The sequence below is a fragment of the Nonomuraea sp. B10E15 genome (assembly GCF_039871615.1).
In the GTDB taxonomy this organism is placed as follows: domain Bacteria; phylum Actinomycetota; class Actinomycetes; order Streptosporangiales; family Streptosporangiaceae; genus Nonomuraea.
In genome coordinates, this window is sequence record NZ_JBDPMB010000001.1 from 184986 (window position 1) to 205992 (window position 21007).

General features: G+C 67.1%; 19 protein-coding genes and 1 pseudogene. 10 read left to right on the plus strand and 10 right to left on the minus strand.

Features of this window, described 5'->3' with window-relative positions:
- The first annotated feature begins 30 nt into the window (after positions 1-30).
- The gene (locus ABGB14_RS00895; RefSeq protein ID WP_347641562.1) at positions 31-1053 is read left to right on the plus strand and encodes a hypothetical protein; all 1023 of its coding nucleotides are present in this window, start codon (positions 31-33) and stop codon (positions 1051-1053) included.
- A 9-nt stretch (positions 1054-1062) separates the two neighbouring features.
- Entirely contained in the window at positions 1063-1464 is a 402-nt protein-coding gene (locus ABGB14_RS00900) for an ASCH domain-containing protein (RefSeq protein WP_347641563.1), read from the plus strand.
- Positions 1465-1501: 37 nt separating this feature from the next.
- On the opposite strand, the gene ABGB14_RS00905 is transcribed toward ABGB14_RS00900, so the two are convergent.
- On the minus strand, positions 1502-2017 hold the full coding sequence (locus ABGB14_RS00905; protein WP_347641564.1) for a GntR family transcriptional regulator: 516 nt from the start codon (positions 2015-2017) through the stop codon (positions 1502-1504).
- Between the two features lie 705 nt (positions 2018-2722).
- Positions 2723-2878 (minus strand): annotated as a pseudogene (locus ABGB14_RS00910) (IS5/IS1182 family transposase); the annotation flags it as partial.
- Between the two features lie 532 nt (positions 2879-3410).
- On the opposite strand from ABGB14_RS00910, the gene ABGB14_RS00915 reads away from it, so the two are divergent.
- Entirely contained in the window at positions 3411-3674 is a 264-nt protein-coding gene (locus ABGB14_RS00915; protein ID WP_347641565.1) for a hypothetical protein, read from the plus strand.
- A 535-nt stretch (positions 3675-4209) separates the two neighbouring features.
- Here the strand turns inward: ABGB14_RS00915 and radC are convergent.
- Together radC and ABGB14_RS00925 are read right to left on the minus strand one after the other, a co-directional pair.
- Entirely contained in the window at positions 4210-4866 is a 657-nt protein-coding gene (radC, locus tag ABGB14_RS00920) for a DNA repair protein RadC (RefSeq protein WP_347641566.1), read from the minus strand.
- A gap of 542 nt (positions 4867-5408) precedes the next feature.
- Positions 5409-6815 carry a GntR family transcriptional regulator gene (locus ABGB14_RS00925; protein WP_347641567.1) on the minus strand — a complete coding sequence of 469 codons (1407 nt, stop codon included), beginning with the start codon at positions 6813-6815 and terminating at the stop codon, positions 5409-5411.
- A 487-nt stretch (positions 6816-7302) separates the two neighbouring features.
- Here ABGB14_RS00925 and dapA point away from each other — a divergent pair, with 487 nt between their 5' ends.
- A complete protein-coding gene (gene dapA / locus ABGB14_RS00930; protein WP_347641568.1) occupies positions 7303-8220 on the plus strand; it encodes a 4-hydroxy-tetrahydrodipicolinate synthase in 918 nt (305 codons plus the stop codon).
- A gap of 54 nt (positions 8221-8274) precedes the next feature.
- Positions 8275-9960, plus strand: a complete 1686-nt coding sequence (locus ABGB14_RS00935; RefSeq protein WP_347641569.1) for a ribonuclease J — start codon at positions 8275-8277, stop codon at positions 9958-9960.
- Positions 9961-10132: 172 nt separating this feature from the next.
- Here the strand turns inward: ABGB14_RS00935 and ABGB14_RS00940 are convergent, their stop codons facing one another.
- Together ABGB14_RS00940 and ABGB14_RS00945 are read right to left on the minus strand one after the other, a co-directional pair.
- The gene (locus ABGB14_RS00940; protein ID WP_347641570.1) at positions 10133-10909 is read right to left on the minus strand and encodes an ABC transporter permease; all 777 of its coding nucleotides are present in this window, start codon (positions 10907-10909) and stop codon (positions 10133-10135) included.
- A 92-nt stretch (positions 10910-11001) separates the two neighbouring features.
- Positions 11002-11721, minus strand: coding sequence for an ATP-binding cassette domain-containing protein (locus ABGB14_RS00945; RefSeq protein WP_347641571.1), 720 nt, complete (start codon positions 11719-11721; stop codon positions 11002-11004).
- Positions 11722-11867: 146 nt separating this feature from the next.
- On the opposite strand from ABGB14_RS00945, the gene ABGB14_RS00950 reads away from it, so the two are divergent.
- Both ABGB14_RS00950 and ABGB14_RS00955 read left to right on the plus strand, forming a co-directional pair.
- On the plus strand, positions 11868-13043 hold the full coding sequence (locus tag ABGB14_RS00950) for a sensor histidine kinase (RefSeq protein WP_347641572.1): 1176 nt from the start codon (positions 11868-11870) through the stop codon (positions 13041-13043).
- A complete protein-coding gene (locus ABGB14_RS00955; RefSeq protein ID WP_347641573.1) occupies positions 13040-13681 on the plus strand; it encodes a response regulator transcription factor in 642 nt (213 codons plus the stop codon). Before ABGB14_RS00950 ends, ABGB14_RS00955 begins: the two co-directional genes overlap by 4 nt.
- 140 nt (positions 13682-13821) lie before the next feature.
- On the opposite strand, the gene ABGB14_RS00960 is transcribed toward ABGB14_RS00955, so the two are convergent.
- Positions 13822-14697: an NAD(P)-binding domain-containing protein gene (locus ABGB14_RS00960; protein WP_347641574.1), complete on the minus strand. Its 876-nt coding sequence runs from the start codon at positions 14695-14697 to the stop codon at positions 13822-13824.
- Between the two features lie 173 nt (positions 14698-14870).
- Here ABGB14_RS00960 and ABGB14_RS00965 point away from each other — a divergent pair, with 173 nt between their 5' ends.
- Positions 14871-15194 (plus strand): winged helix-turn-helix transcriptional regulator, encoded by a 324-nt coding sequence (locus ABGB14_RS00965; RefSeq protein ID WP_347641575.1) that lies wholly within the window; start codon positions 14871-14873, stop codon positions 15192-15194.
- Positions 15195-15563: 369 nt separating this feature from the next.
- On the opposite strand, the gene ABGB14_RS00970 is transcribed toward ABGB14_RS00965, so the two are convergent.
- From ABGB14_RS00970 to ABGB14_RS00980, 3 genes are all read right to left on the minus strand, one after another.
- Positions 15564-16058: a DUF402 domain-containing protein gene (locus ABGB14_RS00970; protein ID WP_347641576.1), complete on the minus strand. Its 495-nt coding sequence runs from the start codon at positions 16056-16058 to the stop codon at positions 15564-15566.
- A 488-nt stretch (positions 16059-16546) separates the two neighbouring features.
- Complete coding sequence (locus ABGB14_RS00975; RefSeq protein WP_347641577.1) at positions 16547-17680, minus strand: hypothetical protein; 1134 nt, start codon at positions 17678-17680, stop codon at positions 16547-16549.
- Positions 17674-18930, minus strand: coding sequence for a glucarate dehydratase family protein (locus tag ABGB14_RS00980; RefSeq protein WP_347641578.1), 1257 nt, complete (start codon positions 18928-18930; stop codon positions 17674-17676). Before ABGB14_RS00980 ends, ABGB14_RS00975 begins: the two co-directional genes overlap by 7 nt.
- A 105-nt stretch (positions 18931-19035) precedes the next feature.
- Between ABGB14_RS00980 and ABGB14_RS00985 the strand changes: the two genes are divergently transcribed.
- On the plus strand, positions 19036-20505 hold the full coding sequence (locus ABGB14_RS00985) for an aldehyde dehydrogenase (NADP(+)) (protein WP_347641579.1): 1470 nt from the start codon (positions 19036-19038) through the stop codon (positions 20503-20505).
- Positions 20506-20515: 10 nt separating this feature from the next.
- Positions 20516-20767: a hypothetical protein gene (locus ABGB14_RS00990; RefSeq protein WP_347641580.1), complete on the plus strand. Its 252-nt coding sequence runs from the start codon at positions 20516-20518 to the stop codon at positions 20765-20767.
- Positions 20768-21007: the final 240 nt, after the last annotated feature.

Here is a 21007-nt window from a genome sequence, read left to right on the forward strand (position 1 = left end):
ACACGCAGGATGGGGGAGGAGGTGTCACACATGGCGGACCTCACGATTCCAGAGGGCGGTTTCTGGCCTGCACCGCAGATCCCGCAGCCCAACATCTATCCCATGGAATGGCGCGTCGAGACCGAGAAACTCGCGGCCATCTACGAGAAGTCCAAGCGCATGGTCTGGAACCCGGCCGACCTGCCCTGGGACGGTCTCCGGCCGGACGACTTCACCCGCGAGCAGCGCCTGGGCATCATGTACTGGTTCGCGGTCCTGGCGAACTTCGACGCCTCGGGGCCGGCGGTGTTCGCCCGCGCCACGATCCAGGCGTTCGAGAAACACGAGGAGGATCCGGTCAGGAAGTGCTTCTTCTCGATCACCCGTGACGAGATGAACCACGAGGAGTGCTGCCAGCGCGCCATCGCAAGGCTCTGGCCGGGCGGACCGCTCGACTGGACGCCCTCCGACGACCTCGAATCAGCCGCCCACAACAACATCGGCTGGCTCTACCACAACGGCGGCCGCTACTGGAACGGCTACAACTCGGCCGTGGGCAAATACTCGCTCCCGGTGTTGTTCACCAGCTTCATGATGGGCGAGATGGCCGCCTCCACGCTCTTCAGGGGCATGGCCTCGGGGACGCAGCACCCGGTCTTCGGCGAGATGTTCCAGCGCATCGGCAGGGACGAATCCCGACATCTACAGATTTGCATGACCATCCTGGAGAACGAGTGGCCCGGGCTCACCGAGGACACCAAGTCGCTGATCACGCGCCAGCTCAGGGCGGGCTTCGTCTTCCTCAGCATGATCCTCTGGGAGCCTCCTGAGGGCTTCTGGGAACTTCCGCCGTACTTCCTGGCCAACCACCGCGTCCTCATGGACCACGCCAGGGAGGCCGGGCTCGGCGTCCTGTCGTACGAGGAGCAGGCGGAGAACTGGCGCGTGGCCATGGCCAGGGTCCGGGCGATCGTGGAGCGCTGGGGGATCGCCTTCCCCGCCATTCCCGAGCTTGACCTGGAAGGGGTGCCGGTGGACTTCATCGATCCCGAGGAGATCATCCCGGTCTTCTGACATGGCGCCATGTGGCCGCGTATGGACGGGCTCCGGGTGCTGGAACTGGGGACCCCCGGCAGGGTGCGCACCCTGCTCACCGACCTCGTCCTGTCGGGAAAGAAAATCGCCACGGCGGGCGTGCTCACCCTCGACTACGAAGCCGAGGGTGAGGAAGTCGAACGGGTCGGAGAGCGCCTGGTCCTGGTCGACGACACCGGCGGCAGGGTCGGGGAGGTCGAGATCACGCGGGTGGAGCTGACGCCGTTCGCCTCGGTCACCTGGGAGTTCGCGGTGGCCGAGGGGGAGGGGTACCAGTCGGTCGACGACTGGCGGCAGACGCACCGCCGCTACTGGGCGGGCGTGGGTCATGAGGTGGACGACGCCACGACGATCGTCTGCGTGTGGTTCCGTCTCGGCCGGCGTTCGTAGCCGCCGCGGGAGGGGGTCTGGCGGGGCCGCTCACGGACTAAGAATCCCGATTTACGGGCCATTTCTCTGGGCTGTTCACATATGTGCCCCGATAAGGGACGGTGAAGACCCATCCCTGCTCTCGGAGATAGGCGACCGCCTGGCGTACGGTGACTTTGGCGACGCCGTACTGTCGCATCATCACCTTTTCGCCGGGGATGGCCCTGTTCGGCGGGATGTCGCCATTCCGGATATTTTCCGCGACTTCTCCGGCGATTTTTTGATAGAGCGGTATCGTTTTGGGCGATCGTGGCGCACCAGGCTGGCCGACGAACGTGCCCTCGCCCTGCACGGTGTACGCCAGGCCTTGCTCGCGCAGTTCGCGGGCCACCCGCCGGGCGGTCGTCCGTGCGATGTCATATTCCTTTTCGAGCGTGGCCTCGCTCGGCACCGGATCGCCTGCTTGGAGCTCGCCGCGTTCGATCTGATCGCGGACCAGGTCGGCGACCTGCCTGTAGACGGGCACGGGCCCTTCGCGATCTAGCACGTTCGGATTATAGACGAAACCGTACATGCGCGCTCAAAACAGACGTCTTGCGAGCCTATGGATACGTTAACTAGACCAATAGATACGTCGACCGTTATAGTGAGCGGCATGCGATGGGAAGAGGGAGACCTGCATGGCCGGCACGTTCGACCGGGCGCCGACGTACGCGGAGCCATCACATGGGACCCAGAGGTCCCGCGATCGCGGGTGCGGGTCAGGGACTGCACGTGTGAATGCATGCCGGTGGTCTACGAATTGTGCATGGCGGGCGGCCTGTCCTTCATTCGGAAAATCACCAGAGTGGGAGTCAACGTCAAGGTCGAGGAGTTCACCACCAGACCGAACTCTCGAGTGCACGATGTGTGGAACTCTCTGTTCGATCTACCGAAAAAGCTGGTTCGCGTCGACAACTCAGGACCGCAACCCGGTACGGAGCAGCCTCCGACCGGTGACGACGGTGGCCTCGCAAAAATGACCGGCCTGCTGGGGCTGCAGCGTAGCCTCTGGAAAGTCCTTCGCCCCTTGAGCTGGGCGGTCGCGCGTTCACCGGGCCCGCGGAGTCTGGCGTTCGACCGATCGACCTGCTTCTCGGACACGAGCTCGTCGTGGCCCTTGTAGTGGGAGGAGGCGTCCCCTGACAGGCATGGTCAGCGAGAGTGCTGATCCCCGCTTCCTTCAGAGGGCGCAGGATGCCCGGATACGGGCGGCGCTCAGGTCGAGTCCCGCCGCGCAGCGCTGCTGGGGTAACGCCGCCATCAGCTTGGGCGAACGCGCCGACGCCACTGTCTCCTGCACATACCGCCACGCCGTGGTCGACACCCCGAAGCCAGCCCCGTGTGAGGGGTCGCCCTTGCGAAGGTAGACCAGGACAAGTGGCGTCTGCCGGCCATCGACCAGCATCCGCCCCGTGGTCGGCCTGCGCTTCACCAGGCGTTATCGCTTGCGTGGCCGGACCGATCTCGGAGCATCCATGACCAGCGTCTACGCTGGCGGCGAGCTATGCCTTCGACCGACCTCCGGTGCATCAGCGGATGCTCGCGTCGGTGCACCTTGAGCGTCCCGTGGGGCGCGCGCTAAATGTCGGATGCGGCGTGTCCACTGCGGCGCTCGCGCCTTTGGCCCATCGTGTCGTCGGCTTGGAGCCGGTCCCGGCGATGCTTGTCCACCGGCGATCCGTCGCGCCCTCCGCTCGATTCGTCATCGGCACAGCGGAGCGGCTGCCGTTCGCCGCGGCGTCGTTCGACCTCGTCGCCGCCGCTGGTTCGCTGAACTACACCGACCTCACCTCCGCCCTTGCCGAGGTGGTCCGCGTCCTGGCTCCGGACGGGCTATTCCTCGTGTACGACTTCTCGAAAGGCCGGTCCTCGCCGACAGGCGACGCGCTGGCGGCGTGGTTCGAGTCGTTCGAGCAGCGGTTTCCATGCCGCCCGGATGGCGGCCGCTGGCCGTGCAGCAGTTGCCGCTCCTCGCGGAGGGGCTGCGCCTGCTCGACTACGCCGACGTTGAGATCGCCCTGCTGATGATATTGGGCGATTATTTGCGTTACGTACTGGGAGAGGTCGCCGTGGACAGCGCGATCGCGCGGGGGGACGACAGTGTGGAGAGGGCGAGCGACTGGTGCCGTCATACACTCGTGGAGGTGTTCCGGGGTGGGGATGTGACCGTGGTTTCCGAGGGTATCTAGCGACGCTGGCCCCGGCCGGCGGCGGACGATCCGCTGGATGACGTGCCGGAAGCTGGTGGAGCACCGGCGCCGTCGCGTCTCTCCGCCGTCGTTGGTACAACGTCGAGCAGCGGCCACCCACGGAAGGGAAAGCAAGGCCACAGCAGCCTCCGCCCACCGGCTGACGGTTTGCGGCTGTCGTGACCGCTGCCCGTCCAACCAGATCGAGCAGAGCCATGGCGTTGAAAGGCGAGGCACCAAATCGAACGGGCTTGTGCGGAAGGTGTTCCGCGCCGGTCCCCGGCGACGCGCCTGCCCAATCGCACGACGTAGACGATCGGACTTCGCCCGGGACCGGCGCGAAACCACGGACGTGGCGACGTGCCCTCCGGAGGCACAGAGCCACGCCATGGCGGGTGATGGCCGACTGACGTCCATAACGGCCTCCCGCGGCATTAGGTTCTCATGGTGGTCCCTTGGAAAACTGCAGTTCGTCGCTATGCAGGAGATCATGGTTTTTGCTGTTGGCTGGGCGAGAGTCGGCGGCGGATTGGGTTTATGTCGGGATACGTCGCCAGGCCTCATCGACGATGATCACGTGGTCGAGGAGGCGCACCCCGACGGTCTCGGCGGCCGCGAGGAGTTGGGTGGTGGCTTCCAGGTCGGCCACACTCGGCTCCAGGGAACCGCCCGGATGGTTGTGTGCCAGGCCGAACATCGCGCCGCCCGCGGTGAGCACTTCGGTGATCACCTCCCGGATCGGCACCGTCGTATGGTCGGCCCCGCCCTCGGAGAGCACAACGCGCCTGAGCACCCGGCCACGGATGTCGCACACGACCAGGACCAGCCGCTCCTGAGTACGATCTCGCAGCAGAGGGGCGCACGCGTGTGCCAGGTCGGACGTGTTGTTGATCCGCTCCCGCTCCGGCCAGGCGTCCGCCCGCCGTACGAGATGGAAGGCCGCGCTCACCCGCGCGGCCTTGGCCGGGCCGATGCCGGGCACGGTGAGCAGCCGGTGCGGCCCGGATCGGCTGAGCGTCTCCAGATCCCCGCAGCGCTGGATCACCTCGCTGGCCAGATCGAGAGCGCTCGACCCGCGAAACCCCGAGCCGAGCAGCACGGCCAGCAACTCCCGGTCGGCGAGAGCGGCGGCACCGCTGGCCATGAGCCGCTCGCGGGGCCGGTCGCTTTTCGGTAGATCCTTGACTCGCATCGGCAACCTCCGCGACCGTTCTATCAACGCGTACCGACAATCTCTGACCTGCGTGTTTGCCGCGCATCCCAGACGTGGCCCCGTAGGTGAAATATCGAGATAACACGGTGCGCAGCCGTTGGGGAGGGGATTGCCACCGGCTTCGTCCGGACCAGCGCCGTCGGCGGCTTCTCCGGCGGTCCTTGAGCAGCCGCAGAACGTCCTGCCACGTTCTGCCACCCTGGCGGGGAAGGCGTCGCGCTTGTGGGCTGACGGCGTGCACACCGTCGGACCCGCCGGAGGCTCGGCGGGGCGAGGTCGTAAAAGGTGACCCAGAACGGTGCCGAGGGCCGGTGACGCCTGCTTCCGGCTCACGGCGCCTGTCCGCTGTCCGCGCACGTGCCTGCCCCGGGATCCGCGGTGCGTGACCCGGTGCCGCCTGTCGACACGCATCGTGCGCGGAGAGCGTCCAGGAGATGCGCGGAATCGCGTCCTGCGAAGTGTGGTCGTGGCGGAAGAGCGGGCTCCGGGCGAGGAGGCGCTCGCCCGGAGCCAGAGCCTGCCTAGACGGGCATGCTGTACGTGATCCGGAAGCGGTCGCCCGGGATGACGATGTCGCTGGTCTCAACGGGACGATCGCCGGCCCAGTGAGTGCGCTCGATGTGCAGCACGTGAACGCCCGCCGCCAGGTCGAGCGCGTCGCTCTCCGCGGGGCGGGGAACGCGGGTGTGCACGCTCTCGACCACCTCGGTGATCTTGATGCCGTGGGCGTACATCCTCGCCACCAGGCCGCGCCGTTCCTCCTCCGAATGGGCGGCGAACTCCATCGGCTCGTACGAGGTGGCGAGCTGCAGCGGCTTGCCGTCGCCGCGATAGACGTAACGCGTCTTGCTCAGCGTGGTCGACTCGCTGAGGCGCAGCCGCCTGGCGATGTCAGGGCCCGCTTCGGCTGGTTCGCTGTGCCAGTCCCATGTCACGCGCCTGCCCTGAGACTGCAGGTCTGCCGCGAACGGGGCAGGGTGATCCAAGAACCGCCATCGATGCAACGCGGTGAGGTCGGGGCGTTCCCTGACGTAATGGCCCGATCCCACGCGGCCGATGATGAGGCCTTCACCCGCTAGTACGCGAAGGGCGTGACGGGCGGCGGTCTCGCCGACCTGATATTTACGGGTCAGCTGCGCCCGCGATGGAATGGGCGCGCCGGGGGGAAGGGCGCCGTCGGTGATCTGTCGCCGGATGTCTTCGACGACACGCAGGTAGACCGGATCTGAGGTGGCCACTAGTCCATCCCTGGGGGTTCGTGTGAGGCGTTGCCCTATGTTGCCGTATTCGGCAGGTAACCGACCGTCATCGATGACTGCTGGAGCCCCAACTTTGCGATGGCGGAAAATTATCGGAGAAACCCTGTAACGCGGATGTAAGGGACGCCGATTCTCCGATAGAGGTCGTCGATGTGTGTACCCCCGAGCACATATCGGCGACCTCTTCCATGCCCATACCTGCCGCTCCAGCGGCTCTGTGGATCGAGCGGACCGGTCGCGTCCGCCTGCGGCATTCTGGCGGGGCGGCGCTGCGGCCAGGGACGTCGCTTCGACTGCCCGGGCGCGTCGCGCATGCCTACATCCGCGCAGTTCGGACAGTACGGCACACCGCTTGTACGGCCAAATGCCCCAGCAGCGGCGGAGGCCAACACCGGGCCGCATCAGTCTCACTCCCGGCATCGAGTAACACACTGGCCAGCCAGAACTGCCACGAACGCGGCCGCGTTGGCGGGGATGGCGTAGCGCCTGTGGGGAGGGCATGAGGGCGGCACTTGCGGGGATGGGGATGGCGGCGGTTGCGGAAACCGGGAGGGTGGTGCCCGCGGAGGTCATGAGGGTGGCGGTGGCGCTAGTGGAGGGGGACATGAGGGTGGCGCTTGCAGGACGGGGATGGCACGGCGCTGGGGCGGCGCCTGCGGGGAGAGGCATGCGGGCGGCGCTTGAGGACGGGCATGAGGCGGCGCGTGCGGGCGGCAGGGATGACGGTGGCGCATGCGCTGACGGGGATGACGGCGATAGCGAAAGAAGAGGTCCGGATCCGCGGAGGCTTCCTGTTCCTGACCGGGAGCGCCATGCTCGGGGGAGAGCCGTGGGAGCGGGCCGGGGCCAGGGAATCGCGTGGTCCGGCGTTGGAGGGGTGAGCGATCGGCCAAGGGGATGTCGTGGGCCGCGGTGGTCCCGGGAGCCGGGGTGAGCGGCAGCGAGAGTGTTCCTGGGCGGAGGCCGTGGGCCTGCGACGATGTCCGCGCGTAATGGCGGGTCGCAACGGCGGTGTGGCTGGAGGACTCAGCCGAAGGACCTATCGTTGGGTGAGCGGCCCACGACTGCTGTCGAAAGGGGGCAAAAGGCGGCTCCAGGCAGGCAAAGCGGGGTGGCGACGTCCAATGGATTTCTGAATCCAGGTAGCGTTCGCACTATGGCATCGCCAACTGGAACCACCGATGCGCCCTTCGGCCGGATGCTGACCGCGATGGTCACGCCGTTCACTTCTGACGGTGAGGTCGATTATGTGGCTGTGCGACGTCTTGCTACCTATCTGGTAGACGAGCAGCGAAATGACGGCTTGATCGTCAACGGGACGACTGGTGAGTCGCCCACCACTTCCGACGAGGAGAAACAGCGCATCGTCAGTGCCGTCCTCGACGCGGTCGGTGACCGCGCGGCCGTGGTGGCGGGAGCGGGCTCCAACGACACCCGCCATAGTGTCGAGCTCGCCAAGCAGGCGGCGCGTGCCGGCGCACACGGCCTCCTGGTGGTGACGCCTTACTACAACAAGCCTCCGCAAGAGGGTTTGTATCGGCACTTCACCGCTGTCGCCGACGCGACCGACCTTCCCGTGATGCTCTATGACATCCCGGGGCGTAGCGGAGTGCCGATCAAAACTGAGACTCTGATCAGGTTGGCGCAACACGAACGGATTGTGGCCGTCAAGGACGCCAAGGGCGATCTGTTCGCTGCCAGTCAGGTGATGATCGCTACCGATCTTGTCTTCTATTCGGGAGACGATCTGCTCAACCTGGCCTGGCTCTCGCTCGGGGCGACCGGGTTCGTCAGCGTCGTCGGGCATGTGGTCGGCGCCGAGTTGGCGCGAATGATCCACCTGCACAAGAGCGGCGAGGTCGCTCAAGCGCTTGCCCTGCACAGTCAGGTGGCTCCCGTCGTGGACGGGATCATGCTGCGTGCGGGCGGCGCGATCATGGCAAAGGCGGCACTGAGCATGGTGGGCGTGCCGGTAGGGCCGGTACGGCTGCCGCTCGTGGACGCGACAGAGAAGCAAATCGCCGAGCTGCGTGCTTGCCTGGTAGCCGGCGGGGTGAAGTTGACAGACACATAGGAACGGGGAGGAACCGGGAGTTTTGAGAACACGATCTGACCGTGGGGGCCGGGCATGAGCCATCCGCATCCTGAGCTTGGCCCCCCACCGGCGCTGCCTCACGGCGGCTTGCGCATCGTCGCGCTCGGCGGGCTGGGCGAGATCGGCAGAAACATGGCCGTCTTCGAATACGACGGCCGTCTGCTGATCGTCGACTGTGGGGTGTTGTTCCCCGAGCCTGACCAGCCGGGTGTCGACCTCATTCTGCCCGACTTCGAATACATCAGAGACCGGCTCGACGATGTCGAAGCCGTCGTACTGACGCACGCTCACGAAGACCACATCGGAGCTGTGCCCTATCTGCTGCGCGAGCGGCGCGATATTCCGCTCATCGGATCCAAGCTCACGCTTGCCCTGATCGAGGCCAAGCTCACCGAGCACCGGATCCAGCCGACCAAACGCGAGGTCGTCGAAGGCGAACGGCACGTCTTCGGACCCTTCGACTGCGAGTTTCTCGCGGTCAACCACTCGATCCCCGACGCGCTGGCCGTGGCTATCAGGACGCCCGCCGGCATCGTGCTGCACACCGGCGACTTCCGGATGGACCAGCTGCCGAGCGACGGCCGCCTCACCGATCTCGGAGGCTTCGCCAGGCTTGGCACCGAGGGCGTCGACCTGCTGATGTCCGACTCGACCAATGCCGAGGTGCCTGGGTTCGTCACCAGCGAGCGGGAGATCGCGCCGGTCATCGACGAGGTGATCCGCACCTCCGAGCAGCGGGTCATCGTGGCGAGCTTCGCCTCGCACGTCCACCGCATCCAGCAGGTCATGGACGCCGCCGCGCGGCACGGTCGCAAGGTCGCCCTGGTCGGACGATCGATGGTGCGCAACATGGGGGTGGCCCGCGACCTCGGCTATCTCAAGGTGCCGCCGGAGCTGATCGTCGACTCGCGCGACATCGAGGAGTGGCCGCCACAGGATGTGGTGCTGGTCTGCACCGGCTCCCAGGGCGAGCCGATGGCGGCGTTGTCGAGGATGGCCAACCGTGACCATCCGATCCGCATCGCCGAGGGCGACACCGTGCTCCTGGCTTCGTCGCTGGTGCCCGGTAACGAGACCGCGGTCAACAAGGTGATCAACGGTCTCACCCGGTGGGGCGCACGGGTCGTGCACAAGGGCAACGCCAAGGTGCACGTCTCCGGTCACGCGGCCGCCGGCGAGCTCCTCTACGTGCTCAACCTGACACGCCCGTCGAACTTCATGCCCGTGCACGGCGAGTGGCGGCATTTGCGAGCCCACGCCAAGCTGGCCGCCCTCACGGGCGTGCCGGACGATCACATCGTGATCGCCGAAGACGGCGTCGTGGTCGACCTGATCGACGGCCGCGCAAAGATCGCCGGTGCGGTGCACGCCGGATATGTCTACGTTGACGGTTCGTCGGTCGGTGAGATCACCGACACTTCGCTGAAGGACCGCAGGATCCTCGGAGACGAGGGATTCATCTCCGTGGTTGTCGTTGTCGACTCCAACACCGGCAAGCTCACCGCGGGTCCCGAGATTCACGCTCGAGGCTCGGGCATCGACCCTATGCAGTTCGACGAGTTCATTCCGCAGATCGAACGGGCCCTCGAGGAGAAGGCCGCGGAGGGGGTGGTCGACATGCAGGAGATTCGCCGGGTGGTCCGCCGCACGGTGGGTCGCTGGGTGAGCGACACCTACCGCCGCCGTCCGATGATCATCCCCGTGGTGCTCGAGGTCTGAGCTCACTGACGGCATGGCAGCCGGAACGCCTGATGGTATGGCAGGCGTTCCGGTCTTGCGCATCGCCGGACGATCGCATGCCCGCAGCGGTCTTTTGACCTGCGGGTCAAGGGCTTTCGTATGGGTCGGCGTCGACATGCCAGGATGCTTTGTGAGTATCGGCGCCCACATCTCAGGCGTTCCTCCTGCGCATCAGCCAGGCTGCGGCCAGCAGGGGGAGGGCTGCGTAGGCGACCAGCACGGCGGCGGCCACCGCGGGAGGCAAGAGCGAGCCGTAGACCGAGGTTGTGATCGTGTCGCCGGTGATCTCGCGGGGAAGCGCTCCGATCATCACGGATCCGAGGCGTTCGCTCCAAGGCTCGGGGATGTTGCCGATGATCATGGGGATGACGTAGACGAGACCGACGATGATGGCGATGGCACCGGCGCTCGAGCGCAGGAGCGCGCCGAGGCCGAGGCCGAGTAGTGCGAACACCGGCACCGAGACGCTGATGGCGATCAGGAGCGGAAGCCGGTCCGCGAACGCGCCGGAGTATGCGCCCGAGAACCGGTCACCGAGGACCCATCGGGTGACGGCATAGGTGCCGAAGACCGCTGTCGCACCGGTGATCAGGCCCAGTGCCCCCACGACCGTGGACTTGGCGGCGAGCATCGGCCACCGGCGCGGGACGATGGTCAGGCTCGTTCTGATCATGCCGGTCGCGTATTCGGACGTGATGGCCAGCGTGCCCAGGATGCCCATGCAGAGCTGGGGCACGATCACGACCACTTCCTCGAGGTCCGCGATGCGAGCGCTCAATCGTTGTTCGGGTGGGGCGTCGTCGTACATGCCGGCAGCCATCATGGCCAGCGCGTAGCCCAGCAGAACGGCGCTGACGCCGAGGGCGAGGATGAGGTGGGTCGAGCGAACAGAGCGGAGCTTGATCCACTCCGACGAGAGAACGCCCACGAACGAAGTCGTCCGAGTACGGGGACGCTGGTGACGGACACGTGGGGTGCTCGGTGCTCGAAGGGCTTCGGCTGGTGGCCTGCGCCGGCTGATCATCGGGCGGCTCCGAACTGCACGCTGGAGGCGGTCAGCGCCATGTAGGCGTCTTCGAGCGATGGGTAGGCCGCCGTAAGATCCGCGACCGTCGCCTCGGCGACCAGCTTGCCGCGGCCGATGATGACGATGTGCTCGGCGGTGAGGGCCATCTCGCTCATGAGATGGCTGGACAGGAGGATCGTCCTGCCCTCAGCGGCCAGCGAGCGCATGAGACCGCGGATCCATCGCACGCCATCGGGATCGAGTCCGTTGACAGGCTCGTCGAACATCAACACGTCGGGGTCGCCGAGCAGGGCGGCCGCGATGCCGAGCCGTTGTTTCATGCCGAGCGAGAAGCCGCCTACCCGTTTGCGGCTGACGTCCGCCAGGCCAACCTGCTCCAGCACCTCGGTCACCCGGGCTGGGCCGATGTCGTTGGTGCGAGCGAGGCTGAGCAGGTGGTTGTAGGCGCTGCGTCCGCCGTGGACGGCGCTCGCATCCAAGAGCGCGCCCACTTCGTGCATCGGCCTGCTGAACGATGGGTAAGGCCGGCCGTTGATGAGCGCGTGCCCGGAAGTGGCCGCGTCGATGCCGAGGATCAGGCGCAGGGTGGTGGACTTGCCGGCGCCGTTAGGGCCCAGAAATCCGGTCACGTGGCCGGGGCCGACCTTGAAGGACAGGTCGTCTACCGCGCATGTGTCGCCGTACCGTTTCGTGAGGCGGTGGAGTTCGATCACGCCGTAAAGGATGCGGTGCGGAGGGTCGGCGGCGCGTCGGACCACGGTTCGAATCTGAAGGTCAAACCCTGGGCTGACGTGCGCCAGCCGCTTCAGCCGCTACGGTTCAACGCGTGGACGACAGGCACCCCTTCTTCGCCCGGCGCTTGAGCCGCATCCAGCTGATCATGCTCGATCTGGCGGTGGGGCTGTGCTTCGGGTTCGTGGCCTTCACGATGGCGGTCAACGCCACGGCGCTGCCACCATGGCTGAGGTTCGCTCTGCCCTTCGGCCTCGGGCTGCTGCTGTCGGTGCGCAGACTGTGGCCGCTGCCTGTGTTCTGCCTGACGTCGGTGCTGGCCGTCTTCGCCGTCATGACCGATGCCATCGGGTTCGCCTACCTCGCACCTGCGTACGCCCTCTATATTGTCGCGCTGTCCGACAGGGCCGGCCCTCTGGTCCCTTCGTCCGCCATCGGCGGCTTAAGTCTGGTCACGTTGCTCGGGTTGACCCTGGCAGGTGCGCCACAGGAGAGTGCTCCCGACTGGCTGGTCCATTTCGACAAGCCGCTCATGGGGATCGCGGCCCTGGGCGGCTCATGGACGATCGGCCGTGCCGTGCACGAGCGCAGGCATTATGCGGCGCGCGAGGCCGAGCGGCTGGCGTCGCAAGCGGTGACCGATGAACGGCTGCGCATCGCTCGCGAGCTGCATGACGTGGTCACACACAGCGTGGGGCTGATCGCCGTGAAGGCGGGCGTGGCCAATCATGTGATGTCGACCAGGCCGGAGGAAGCGCACGACGCTCTGCGGGTGATCGAGACAGCCAGCCGCAGCGCCCTGGTCGAGATGCGGCACCTGCTCGGCATGCTGAGGTCCACCGACGTGCCTGACCTCGTGCCCGCCCCGGGCATCGAAGGGCTCGAGGAGCTCGCGGCGCAGGCGCGGCTGGCCGGGGTTGACGTGGAGTTGCAGGTTCGCGCCGGTGGTGACGGTCGTGCTGGGCCGGTGTCTGGTGGTGATGCTCATGACCCACAGGGCCGGCTGCCTGAGGGGGTGGGGTTGTCGGTCTACCGGATCGTGCAGGAGGCGCTGACCAACGTTGCCAAGCACGCGGCGCCTGCCCGGTGCCGGGTCTCCGTCGTGGCCGACGGCAAGGACGTACGGATTGAAGTGATGGATGACGGACCGGGCAGACGCACGTTGCCTTCCGCCGGCACCGGGCACGGCCTGATCGGGATGCGGGAGCGGGTCATGATGTACGGCGGCACGTTCGAGGCGGGGAGCAGGCCTGGAAGCGGGTTTCGGGTGTTCGCTCGGCTGCCCTATCAGGAGGCGTCGTGATCCGGGTGGTCGTGGCCGACGATCAGGCGTTGCTCAGAGGAAGTTTCAGGGTGCTGGTCGACTCCGAGCCGGACCTTGGTGTGGTCGGGGAGGCGGCGACGGGCGCCGAAGCGGTCACCGTGGCCTTGGAGCAGCGGCCCGATGTCGTGTTGATGGACGTCCGGATGCCGGAGATGGACGGCATTGAGGCCACCCGCAGGATCAAGGATGTTTCCCGGGTGCTTGTGGTGACGATGTTCGATCTTGACGCATACGTTTACGACGCGCTTAGGGCTGGAGCGAGTGGGTTCCTTCTCAAGGACACGCCACCTGCGGATCTGCTCGCCGCCATCAGAGTGGTCGCGAGCGGGGAGGCACTTCTGGCGCCGACGGTGACGCGAAGGTTGATCGAAGAGTTCACACGCACCCCGGTGACGCCACGGGTGAGAGGGCTGGACGGGGTTACCGAGCGGGAAAGGGATGTGCTGACGCTGATTGCCCGTGGGCTGTCCAACGGTGAGATCGCGGAGCATCTTCAGGTGAGTCTGGCCACGGTGAAGACCCACATCACGCGGCTGCTGGCCAAGTTGGAGGCGCGTGACCGGGCGCAGCTCGTCATCGCCGCATATGAGAGTGGGCTGGTTTCCGCGGCGGGCTGATTCACGTCGTCCATTTCGTACGCCCAGCGATGCAGGTGATGGAGCCGTGACGTAGGTGCTGGTGGTGGTGTTGCGGCAGCGCCAGCTCAACGATCCGGCCCATCAGACGACCATGACGCCACGTCCGTCCGCGCAGGCCATCAGCCCGGTTGCTTGATGCTTTCGATGATCCGGGCGAAGCCTTCCTCCCCGTGGCCGGCGTCGATCTGCCGTTGGATGAGCCGCTGGACCATGGCGACGACATCGGTGCTGATGCCCTGGTCGGAGCTGGCGGCCAGGAGGTCATCGAGGTTGGAGAAGTGGAGGCTCTGTTGCCCTTCGACGGCGTAGTCCCCGCCGTCGATGACGGCGGCGAATTCCTGGAAGCCGCCGGTCATGGCGGTCAGCCAAGGTGTGGCCAGAGCAGCGAACTCGCCCGCCGTCACGCCGGCCGGCGCGACCATGGCGGCGCCGTGCATGAATCCGGCGAACATGACGTACATCCCCGCGAGTAGAGCAAGGTCGTACAGCGATGCCAGCCCAGCATCCGCACCGAGATAGGTGCTGCTTCCCCACAGGTCGAGCAGCGGCTTGTGCTGATGGAAGACATCGGCCGATCCGCTGTAGAGGATGGATGACCCAGGCTGGCCGATCATGTGCGGTACGGCCATGATGCCGCCGTCCAGATACGCGATCCCGGCATGGGCTGCCCAGGCGGCCAGTTCCCGCGACTGAGCCGGTGACGTCGTGGTTACGTTGATCAACGTTCGTCCGGCCAAGTCATGGGAGAGGGGATCGAGCACCTCATGGACCGACGCGTGGTCGAGCAGGCATACGATCACCAACCGGCTGGCCCGGACGGCGTCGCCGGCCGTCGAGGCGGCCTCCGCGCCCTGTGCGACGAGGTCGTCCGCCTTCTTCGGTGAACGGTTCCAGACGGTTGTCGCGTATCCAGCCTTCACCAGGGCGCCCGCGAGGACGCTGCCCATCGCTCCCAGGCCGAGAACACTTACCTGGACGCTGCTGTTCGTTGTCATTACTGGGTTCCCTCGTGTTCGTTCGTCGTTCGGCTGAATCCTCTCGGCTGCCGGTAGGTTTGACCAGTACGGACTATTTAGTCAGGTACTCACTCGTGGGTAAGTACGTATGGGAGGGGCGGGTGGCAAGGGCAGCACGACGTGGTCCCTACTTCTGCGGCATCGACGCGGCTATGGACGTCGTCGCCGGCAAGTGGAAGTCGTTGATCCTCTGGGAGTTGCACCACTACGGAACTCGCAGGTTCGCTGAGCTTCGGCGTGGCCTGCCGGGCGTCAGCGAGAAAATGTTGATCCAACATCTGCGGGAGATGGAAGAAGACGGGCTCGTGCATCGTGAGGTTCACCGAGAGGTGCCACCGAAGGTCGAGTACTCCCTGACGGAGCACGGCGTTTCGCTCAATGCGGCTCTGAGCCAGTTGGGAGAATGGGGCACCGAACGCATGCGGCGGATCGGTGCCGAAAAGGTCTTTGTCCCCGATGCCGGGACAAAGCGGTGATAGAAAGCGTAGAAAGTTGATGAGTCGGGCAGCAGCACCGCCACGTGACCTGCCCCATCCTGACGTGCCCGGGCATGACGATGTGCCGGCGGCGGATCATGGCAGTCTCACCCGCTCACCCCAGCCGCCGGACCTCGAAGTCCGCGGTATCATTGGACCACGAGACGAATCTCTGACCGAAACTTACTTGTCGCCAGGTCTTGCTGTCGTTCGGTGAAAGCTGATCTCAGGTCGGCCGGGAAGTGGTCGAGAGGCGGCGCGCCCTATATACTGGGCGTGCCCGCTCGCGAAGTGAGCAGCAGGGAATTTCAGAGATTTACGGTCAAGCGACGATATGCGCCGACGTCGGTTTCTTCTATTTCGCTGAGATCAGCTTATGGTCAGCCATTGCATGTGTGCGCCACCGAACGGGCCCTTTCTCTCGCGTACCGCATCGAGGAGCCAGAGCGCGGTTGCCTCCGCTTGCGAGATCAACTCAGGTGGATAGTTCAGGAGCATCTGGTGCTCGGCGAACTCATCCTCGTCATCGAGGATGAGCCGGCCGTCACGCAGACGGATCACGTCCAGGTCAAGATCCAGCATGGTCACCTCACCGTCCCTCCACTCCGGGATGGTGGTGACATCGACATAGATTTCGCTTCTGTGGGGAGGGCTGTTGAACGACGCCGTCCACCAGTCGTTTCGGGGAAACAGCATGATCGCGGTGGACTCCCACGTGACGGGTGGCCCTACGCCCTTGCGGGCGACCGTGCCGCCGGGCACCTCCACCCAGACCCCGTGCTCGTCCTCCCCGAGCACGCGGCCCGGGTGGTTCCAGTGCAATGCTCCGCCGTACTTCCGAAACACGACTCGAACATCAGTCATAGAGGGAAACCTATCTGCCGCCGGGCGGCGGCGCTCGGACCCTCCCCTGGTCCGGCTCGTACGCTGGTGGCGACCCGGCAGGGCGTTGTGGCGCAGGCGCGAACCTCCGCCGGAACGCTGTGGAGTCAGGGGGCAGGCGGCGTGGTCGGGGAGGGCGAGCATGGCCGGGCGGCGCGTGAAATGCCTTGATGTCCAGTGAGTCGCAAAGGCTGTGCAGCGGGGCCGGGGGACGTCTGCGCGTTGCGGAGGGCCGTGGGTGGAGGGTGGCGGAAGCCGTGTGGGCGTCGCGGAAGCCCGCGTCCAGCAGGTCAGGGACACCGGGTGATGTCCCTGACGAGTGGTGGATCGACGATCACGTGGTGCGTCACCTACCTGCCGGACATAGCTGGGCAGGTGAGAACGTTGCATGGCGTCGCCTACCTGCCGGACATGGCCGGGCAGGTGAGAAACCACCTCGCTCTGCGGGACGCCACCCGCGAGCGAGCGCACTAGCGATGGAGACGCAGGGCTTCTCTCATGGCTTTCAGGCGTTGCGGAGAGGCCAGACCGGCGTGGTAGAGGTGAAACTCGGACGCTCCTGCCTTGGCGTACGCGCTGAGCTGGTCGGCCAGTGCCTCCGCGTCGCCTGGGCGGGGTGGGAGGGCGAGGACGTAGGCGCCCACCCGCTGACCGGGGCCACACAGCTCCGTGAGGCGGGTGAGCCGGGCGGCGTCCGTGGCAGGGTCGCCCCAGCAGTTGGCCACCAGCACGTCCGCTCCCGGCTCGCCTGAGGGAAGGGGGGCGAAGGCGCCGGCGGCCCAGGGGTCCGGGTTGGCGTGCAGGGTGATGGTGACAGCGGGGGAGGCGCTCCTCGCGACGGTGATGAGCCGTTCGCGCAGGGAGGCGGACAGCTCGGTCCGGACGGCGCGCACCTCGTCGGCCAGCCGGTCCAGGGCCTCGTCGATGGTCCTGTGCGAGGTCTCGGCAGGAAGGGTGCGGTCGATGGCGGCGCGGACCCGGTCCCGGGCGTTCGGGGGATAGCGGTCGGCGCAGGCGGTGCAGAAGCAGAGTGACAGCAGGTCGATGTCCGCGGGGGTCCAGTCGGCGCCGGATGTCTTCTCGTGGACGCTCTGGTGGCCGAAGCCCATCGGGCCGCAGGCTTCCAGGATCAGCCCGTCGGGCTCGCCCACGGTGAGGATCTCCTGGACCAGGCGCTCGCAGTATTCGATGACGTCCTCGTGTGCGGGGCACAGGGCGTACGGGAAGGGGTCGCCGAAGGCGTTACGGACGGTCAGGTCCGGATGGGCAGTTCCCAGGTGGGAGTTGTGAGTCAGCACGGTCCAGGCGTGCACCTGCAGGCCGGCTGCCTTCAGGGCGTCCCGCGCCCGGAGGTAGGCGTCCTCGGGAGTCCAGGTGGGAGAGGCGGGAACGAGACGGGACCACGATGACGGGCGTACCGGGAGATAGAAGGCGGAGTGGGGCACGTCCAGGACGCGGTGTGCGGGGTGGTACGGCGTCGCGGCCCTGGTGGAGTGGTAGCTGGCCGCCAGCGCGACTGCCTCCACGCCCAGGCCGGCGAGGCGTTCGGGGGCGGAGGGGTCGCCGACGACGTCCCACGGGTAGACGTAGGCCACGTTCACCATCGGGGCCTCCTCGCGTTGAAGGCGGGCTCGAAGCGCCGCATGTATGTCGTGTCGTCGCGGGCGCGGATCCCGCATTTCTCGTACTGCTCGCTCATGAGGGCCAGGGCGTCGCGGTCCAGCTCGACGCCCAGGCCCGGGCCCGCGGGCACGGGGACGGCTCCGGCGGTGAAGCGCAGGGCGCCTGGTGCGACCACGTCCTGGCCGTTCTGCCAGGGGGTGTGGGTGTCGCAGGCGAAGGTGAGGTTCGGGGTGGCGGCGGCCAGATGGGTCATGGCGGCCAGGCTGATCCCGAGGTGGGAGTTGGAGTGCATGGACAGTTCCAGTCCGAACGTGTCGCAGAGGGAGGCGATGTGCGAGGAACGGACCAGGCCGCCCCAGTAGTGGTGGTCGAGCAGGAGCACGCCGATCGCGTGGGAGGCGATGGCGGGCGGGAGGTGTTCGGGGGTCACCACGCACATGTTCGTGGCGAGCGGCATGGGGACGGCGGCGGCCACCTCGGCCATGCCGGGAATGCCGGGAGTGGGGTCTTCGAGGTACTGGAGGGTGCCTTCGAGTTCCCGCCCCACGCGGATCGAGGTCTCCACCGTCCAGGCGGCGTTGGGGTCCAGGCGCAACGGCACCCCGGGGAACGCCTCATGCAGGGCGCGGATGGCGGCGATCTCCTGGTCCGGGGGGTAGACACCCCCTTTGAGCTTGATGGACGCGAAGCCGTACTCCTTGATGAGCAGCCTGGCCTGCTCGACGACACCCGCTTCGTCCAGGGCCGCCCCGAAGCGGTCCGGCTCCTCGTCCGGGTGGCTCGCCCACTTGTAGAAGAGGTACGCGCTGTAGGGGACGGCGTCTCTGACCCTGCCGCCGAGCAGATCCACAACCGGCACGCCGGCGGCCTTGCCGCGGATGTCCAGGCAGGCCACTTCGAAGGGAGAGAAGACCCGGTCGATGCTCTTCTCCTTCGTGGCGACACCGGTCAGGCCGTGCATGTCGCTGACGACGTCGCCGGTGATCGCGCTGATCCGGGCGTACATCGTGTTGGTGTCGTGCACGTCGAGGCCGACCAGGGCCTGCGCGCACTCGCGCACCTTGCCGAGGTGGCCGGAGTCCCCATAGGTCTCTCCCAACCCGGTCAGACCTTCGTCGGTGACGACCTCGACAATGGTACGGAGGGCCCACGGCTCGTGGACTCCAGCGGCGTTCAGAAGGGGCGGATCCCGGAAGGCGACAGGCGTTATGCGGATCTGCCTAATGATCATTACGACCGCCGTCCATATATGTGAACAATAGCCAGATTTGTGGACAAGTCGCCGCAACTGTAAGAATCAGGCTGAAGAAGTGTCAAGACTCCGAAGGGCCATTCGATGATCTACGGACACGACCCCAGGACAGGCGAGACCGTGGGTACCGCACTGCCCGAGACCGACAGCGCCGGGGTCGACGTGGCCGTCTCCGCCGCGGCCGCCGCCGGCGCCGCCTGGCGGGCCGCCTCCGCGGAGGAGCGGGCGCGCGCGCTCGAGGCCGTCTCCGACGCGCTCACCGCGCACGTGGACGAGCTGTGGCAACTCGCCGACCAGGAGACCGCACTCGGAGAGGTACGGCTGCGCGGTGAGGTGGCACGTGCGGCCGGGCAGTTCCGGCTGTTCGCCCAGGTGATCAGAGACGGCGGCTACCTGGAGGCCGTCATCGACCACGCCGATGGCTCCCTGACGCCGCCGAGGCCCGACGTACGCCGGATGAAGCACGCGCTGCAGGGCGTCGTCGCCGTCTTCTCGGCCAGCAACTTCCCGTTCGCGTTCTCGGTGGCCGGGGGCGACACCGCGTCCGCCCTGGCCGCCGGATGTCCGGTGGTCGTCAAGGCGCACCCCGGGCACCCGAACACCTCCGAGAGGGTCGCGAAGATCGTCCGCGAGGCGCTGCCGAACCCCGACCTGCTGGGGCTGGTGCAGGGCATGCAGGCGGGCGTCGACCTGGTCAAGCACCCCGAGGTGGTCGCGGCCGGATTCACCGGGTCGGTGGCCGGGGGCAAGGCGATCCAGAAACTGATCGACGAGCGGGAGGTGCCGATCCCGTTCTACGGCGAGCTGGGAAGCGTCAATCCCGTGGTCGTGCTGCCGTCGGCGCCCGCCAAGGAGGTGGCCACGGGATTCGCCGGGTCGCTGACGCTGGGCGTCGGACAGTTCTGTACGAATCCCGGGCTCATGTTCGTGCCGGACGACGACGAGCTGCGGCAGGCCCTCGTGGAGGCCGTTGAGGGGACCAGCGGCGGGACCATGCTGGCCGAGCGCATCAGGGACGGCTATCTCGGCGGGGCCGAGCGGCTGGGCGAGCTGCGGCTGCTGGCCGAGGGCAAGCCCGGTGAGGGGCATTGGGCGGTCACGCCCAAGGTGTTCACCACCGATCTCGACACGTTCGCGCAGAAGCTCCCGCACATCGCCGAGGAGTGCTTCGGGCCGGCGGCGATCGTGGTGACCTACCGGGACGTCTCCGATCTGCCGCCGGTGATCGAGCGGCTCGAAGGGTCGCTGACCGCGACCGTTCACAGCACCGATCCCGCCGAGGCGGGTGACGTCGCCGAGGTGCTCGGCAAGAAGGCGGGCCGGCTCATCTGGAACGGGTGGCCGACCGGGGTGGCCGTGTGCTGGGCGATGCATCACGGTGGTCCGTGGCCCGCGTCGACGTCGGCGTTCACGTCCGTCGGCGCCACGGCCATCGATCGGTGGCTGGCGCCCACGGCGTACCAGGACTGGCCGGAGGCGCTGCTGCCGGACGAGCTCAAGGACGCCAACCCGCTGTCCATTTCACGCCGGGTGGACGGTCGGTTGCAGGGGTGAGTCCTCGGAGGTGACCCAGGACGTGGGGCGGCCGCTGGTCGTCGCGGGACCGCCTCACGCCGGGGAGCCCCTGCCCTCGGCCGGCTTTCGGGCTCGGCAAGCCCTCGAAGGGCAACGCGATGACGTCGGTGCGAGGGCCGTTGACCTCGCCGCGCCCTACCTGCTCGGCCGGCACTTCGGCCTCGTGGACGGCGGGCGGCGGCTGGAGGTGGGGTGCGCGAGGGACCGGGTGCCCGAGGGATCGGGTGCGGGCTCGGGTTGAGTGCGCGAGGGATCGGGTGCGGGCTCGGGTTGAGTGTGCGAGGGATCGGGTGCGGGCTCGGGTTGAGTGCGCGAGGGATCGGGTGCGGGCTCCGATCGGGTGCGGGCTCGGCTCCGGTTCGGTGGTGCGGGTATACGCGGGCGTGGCGGTTCGGTGGTGCGGGTATGCGCGGGCGTGGCGATTCGGATCGCGGATTCCGATGGGGCGGGCGTGCGCGGGCCTGTGGCGGTTCGAGTCGGG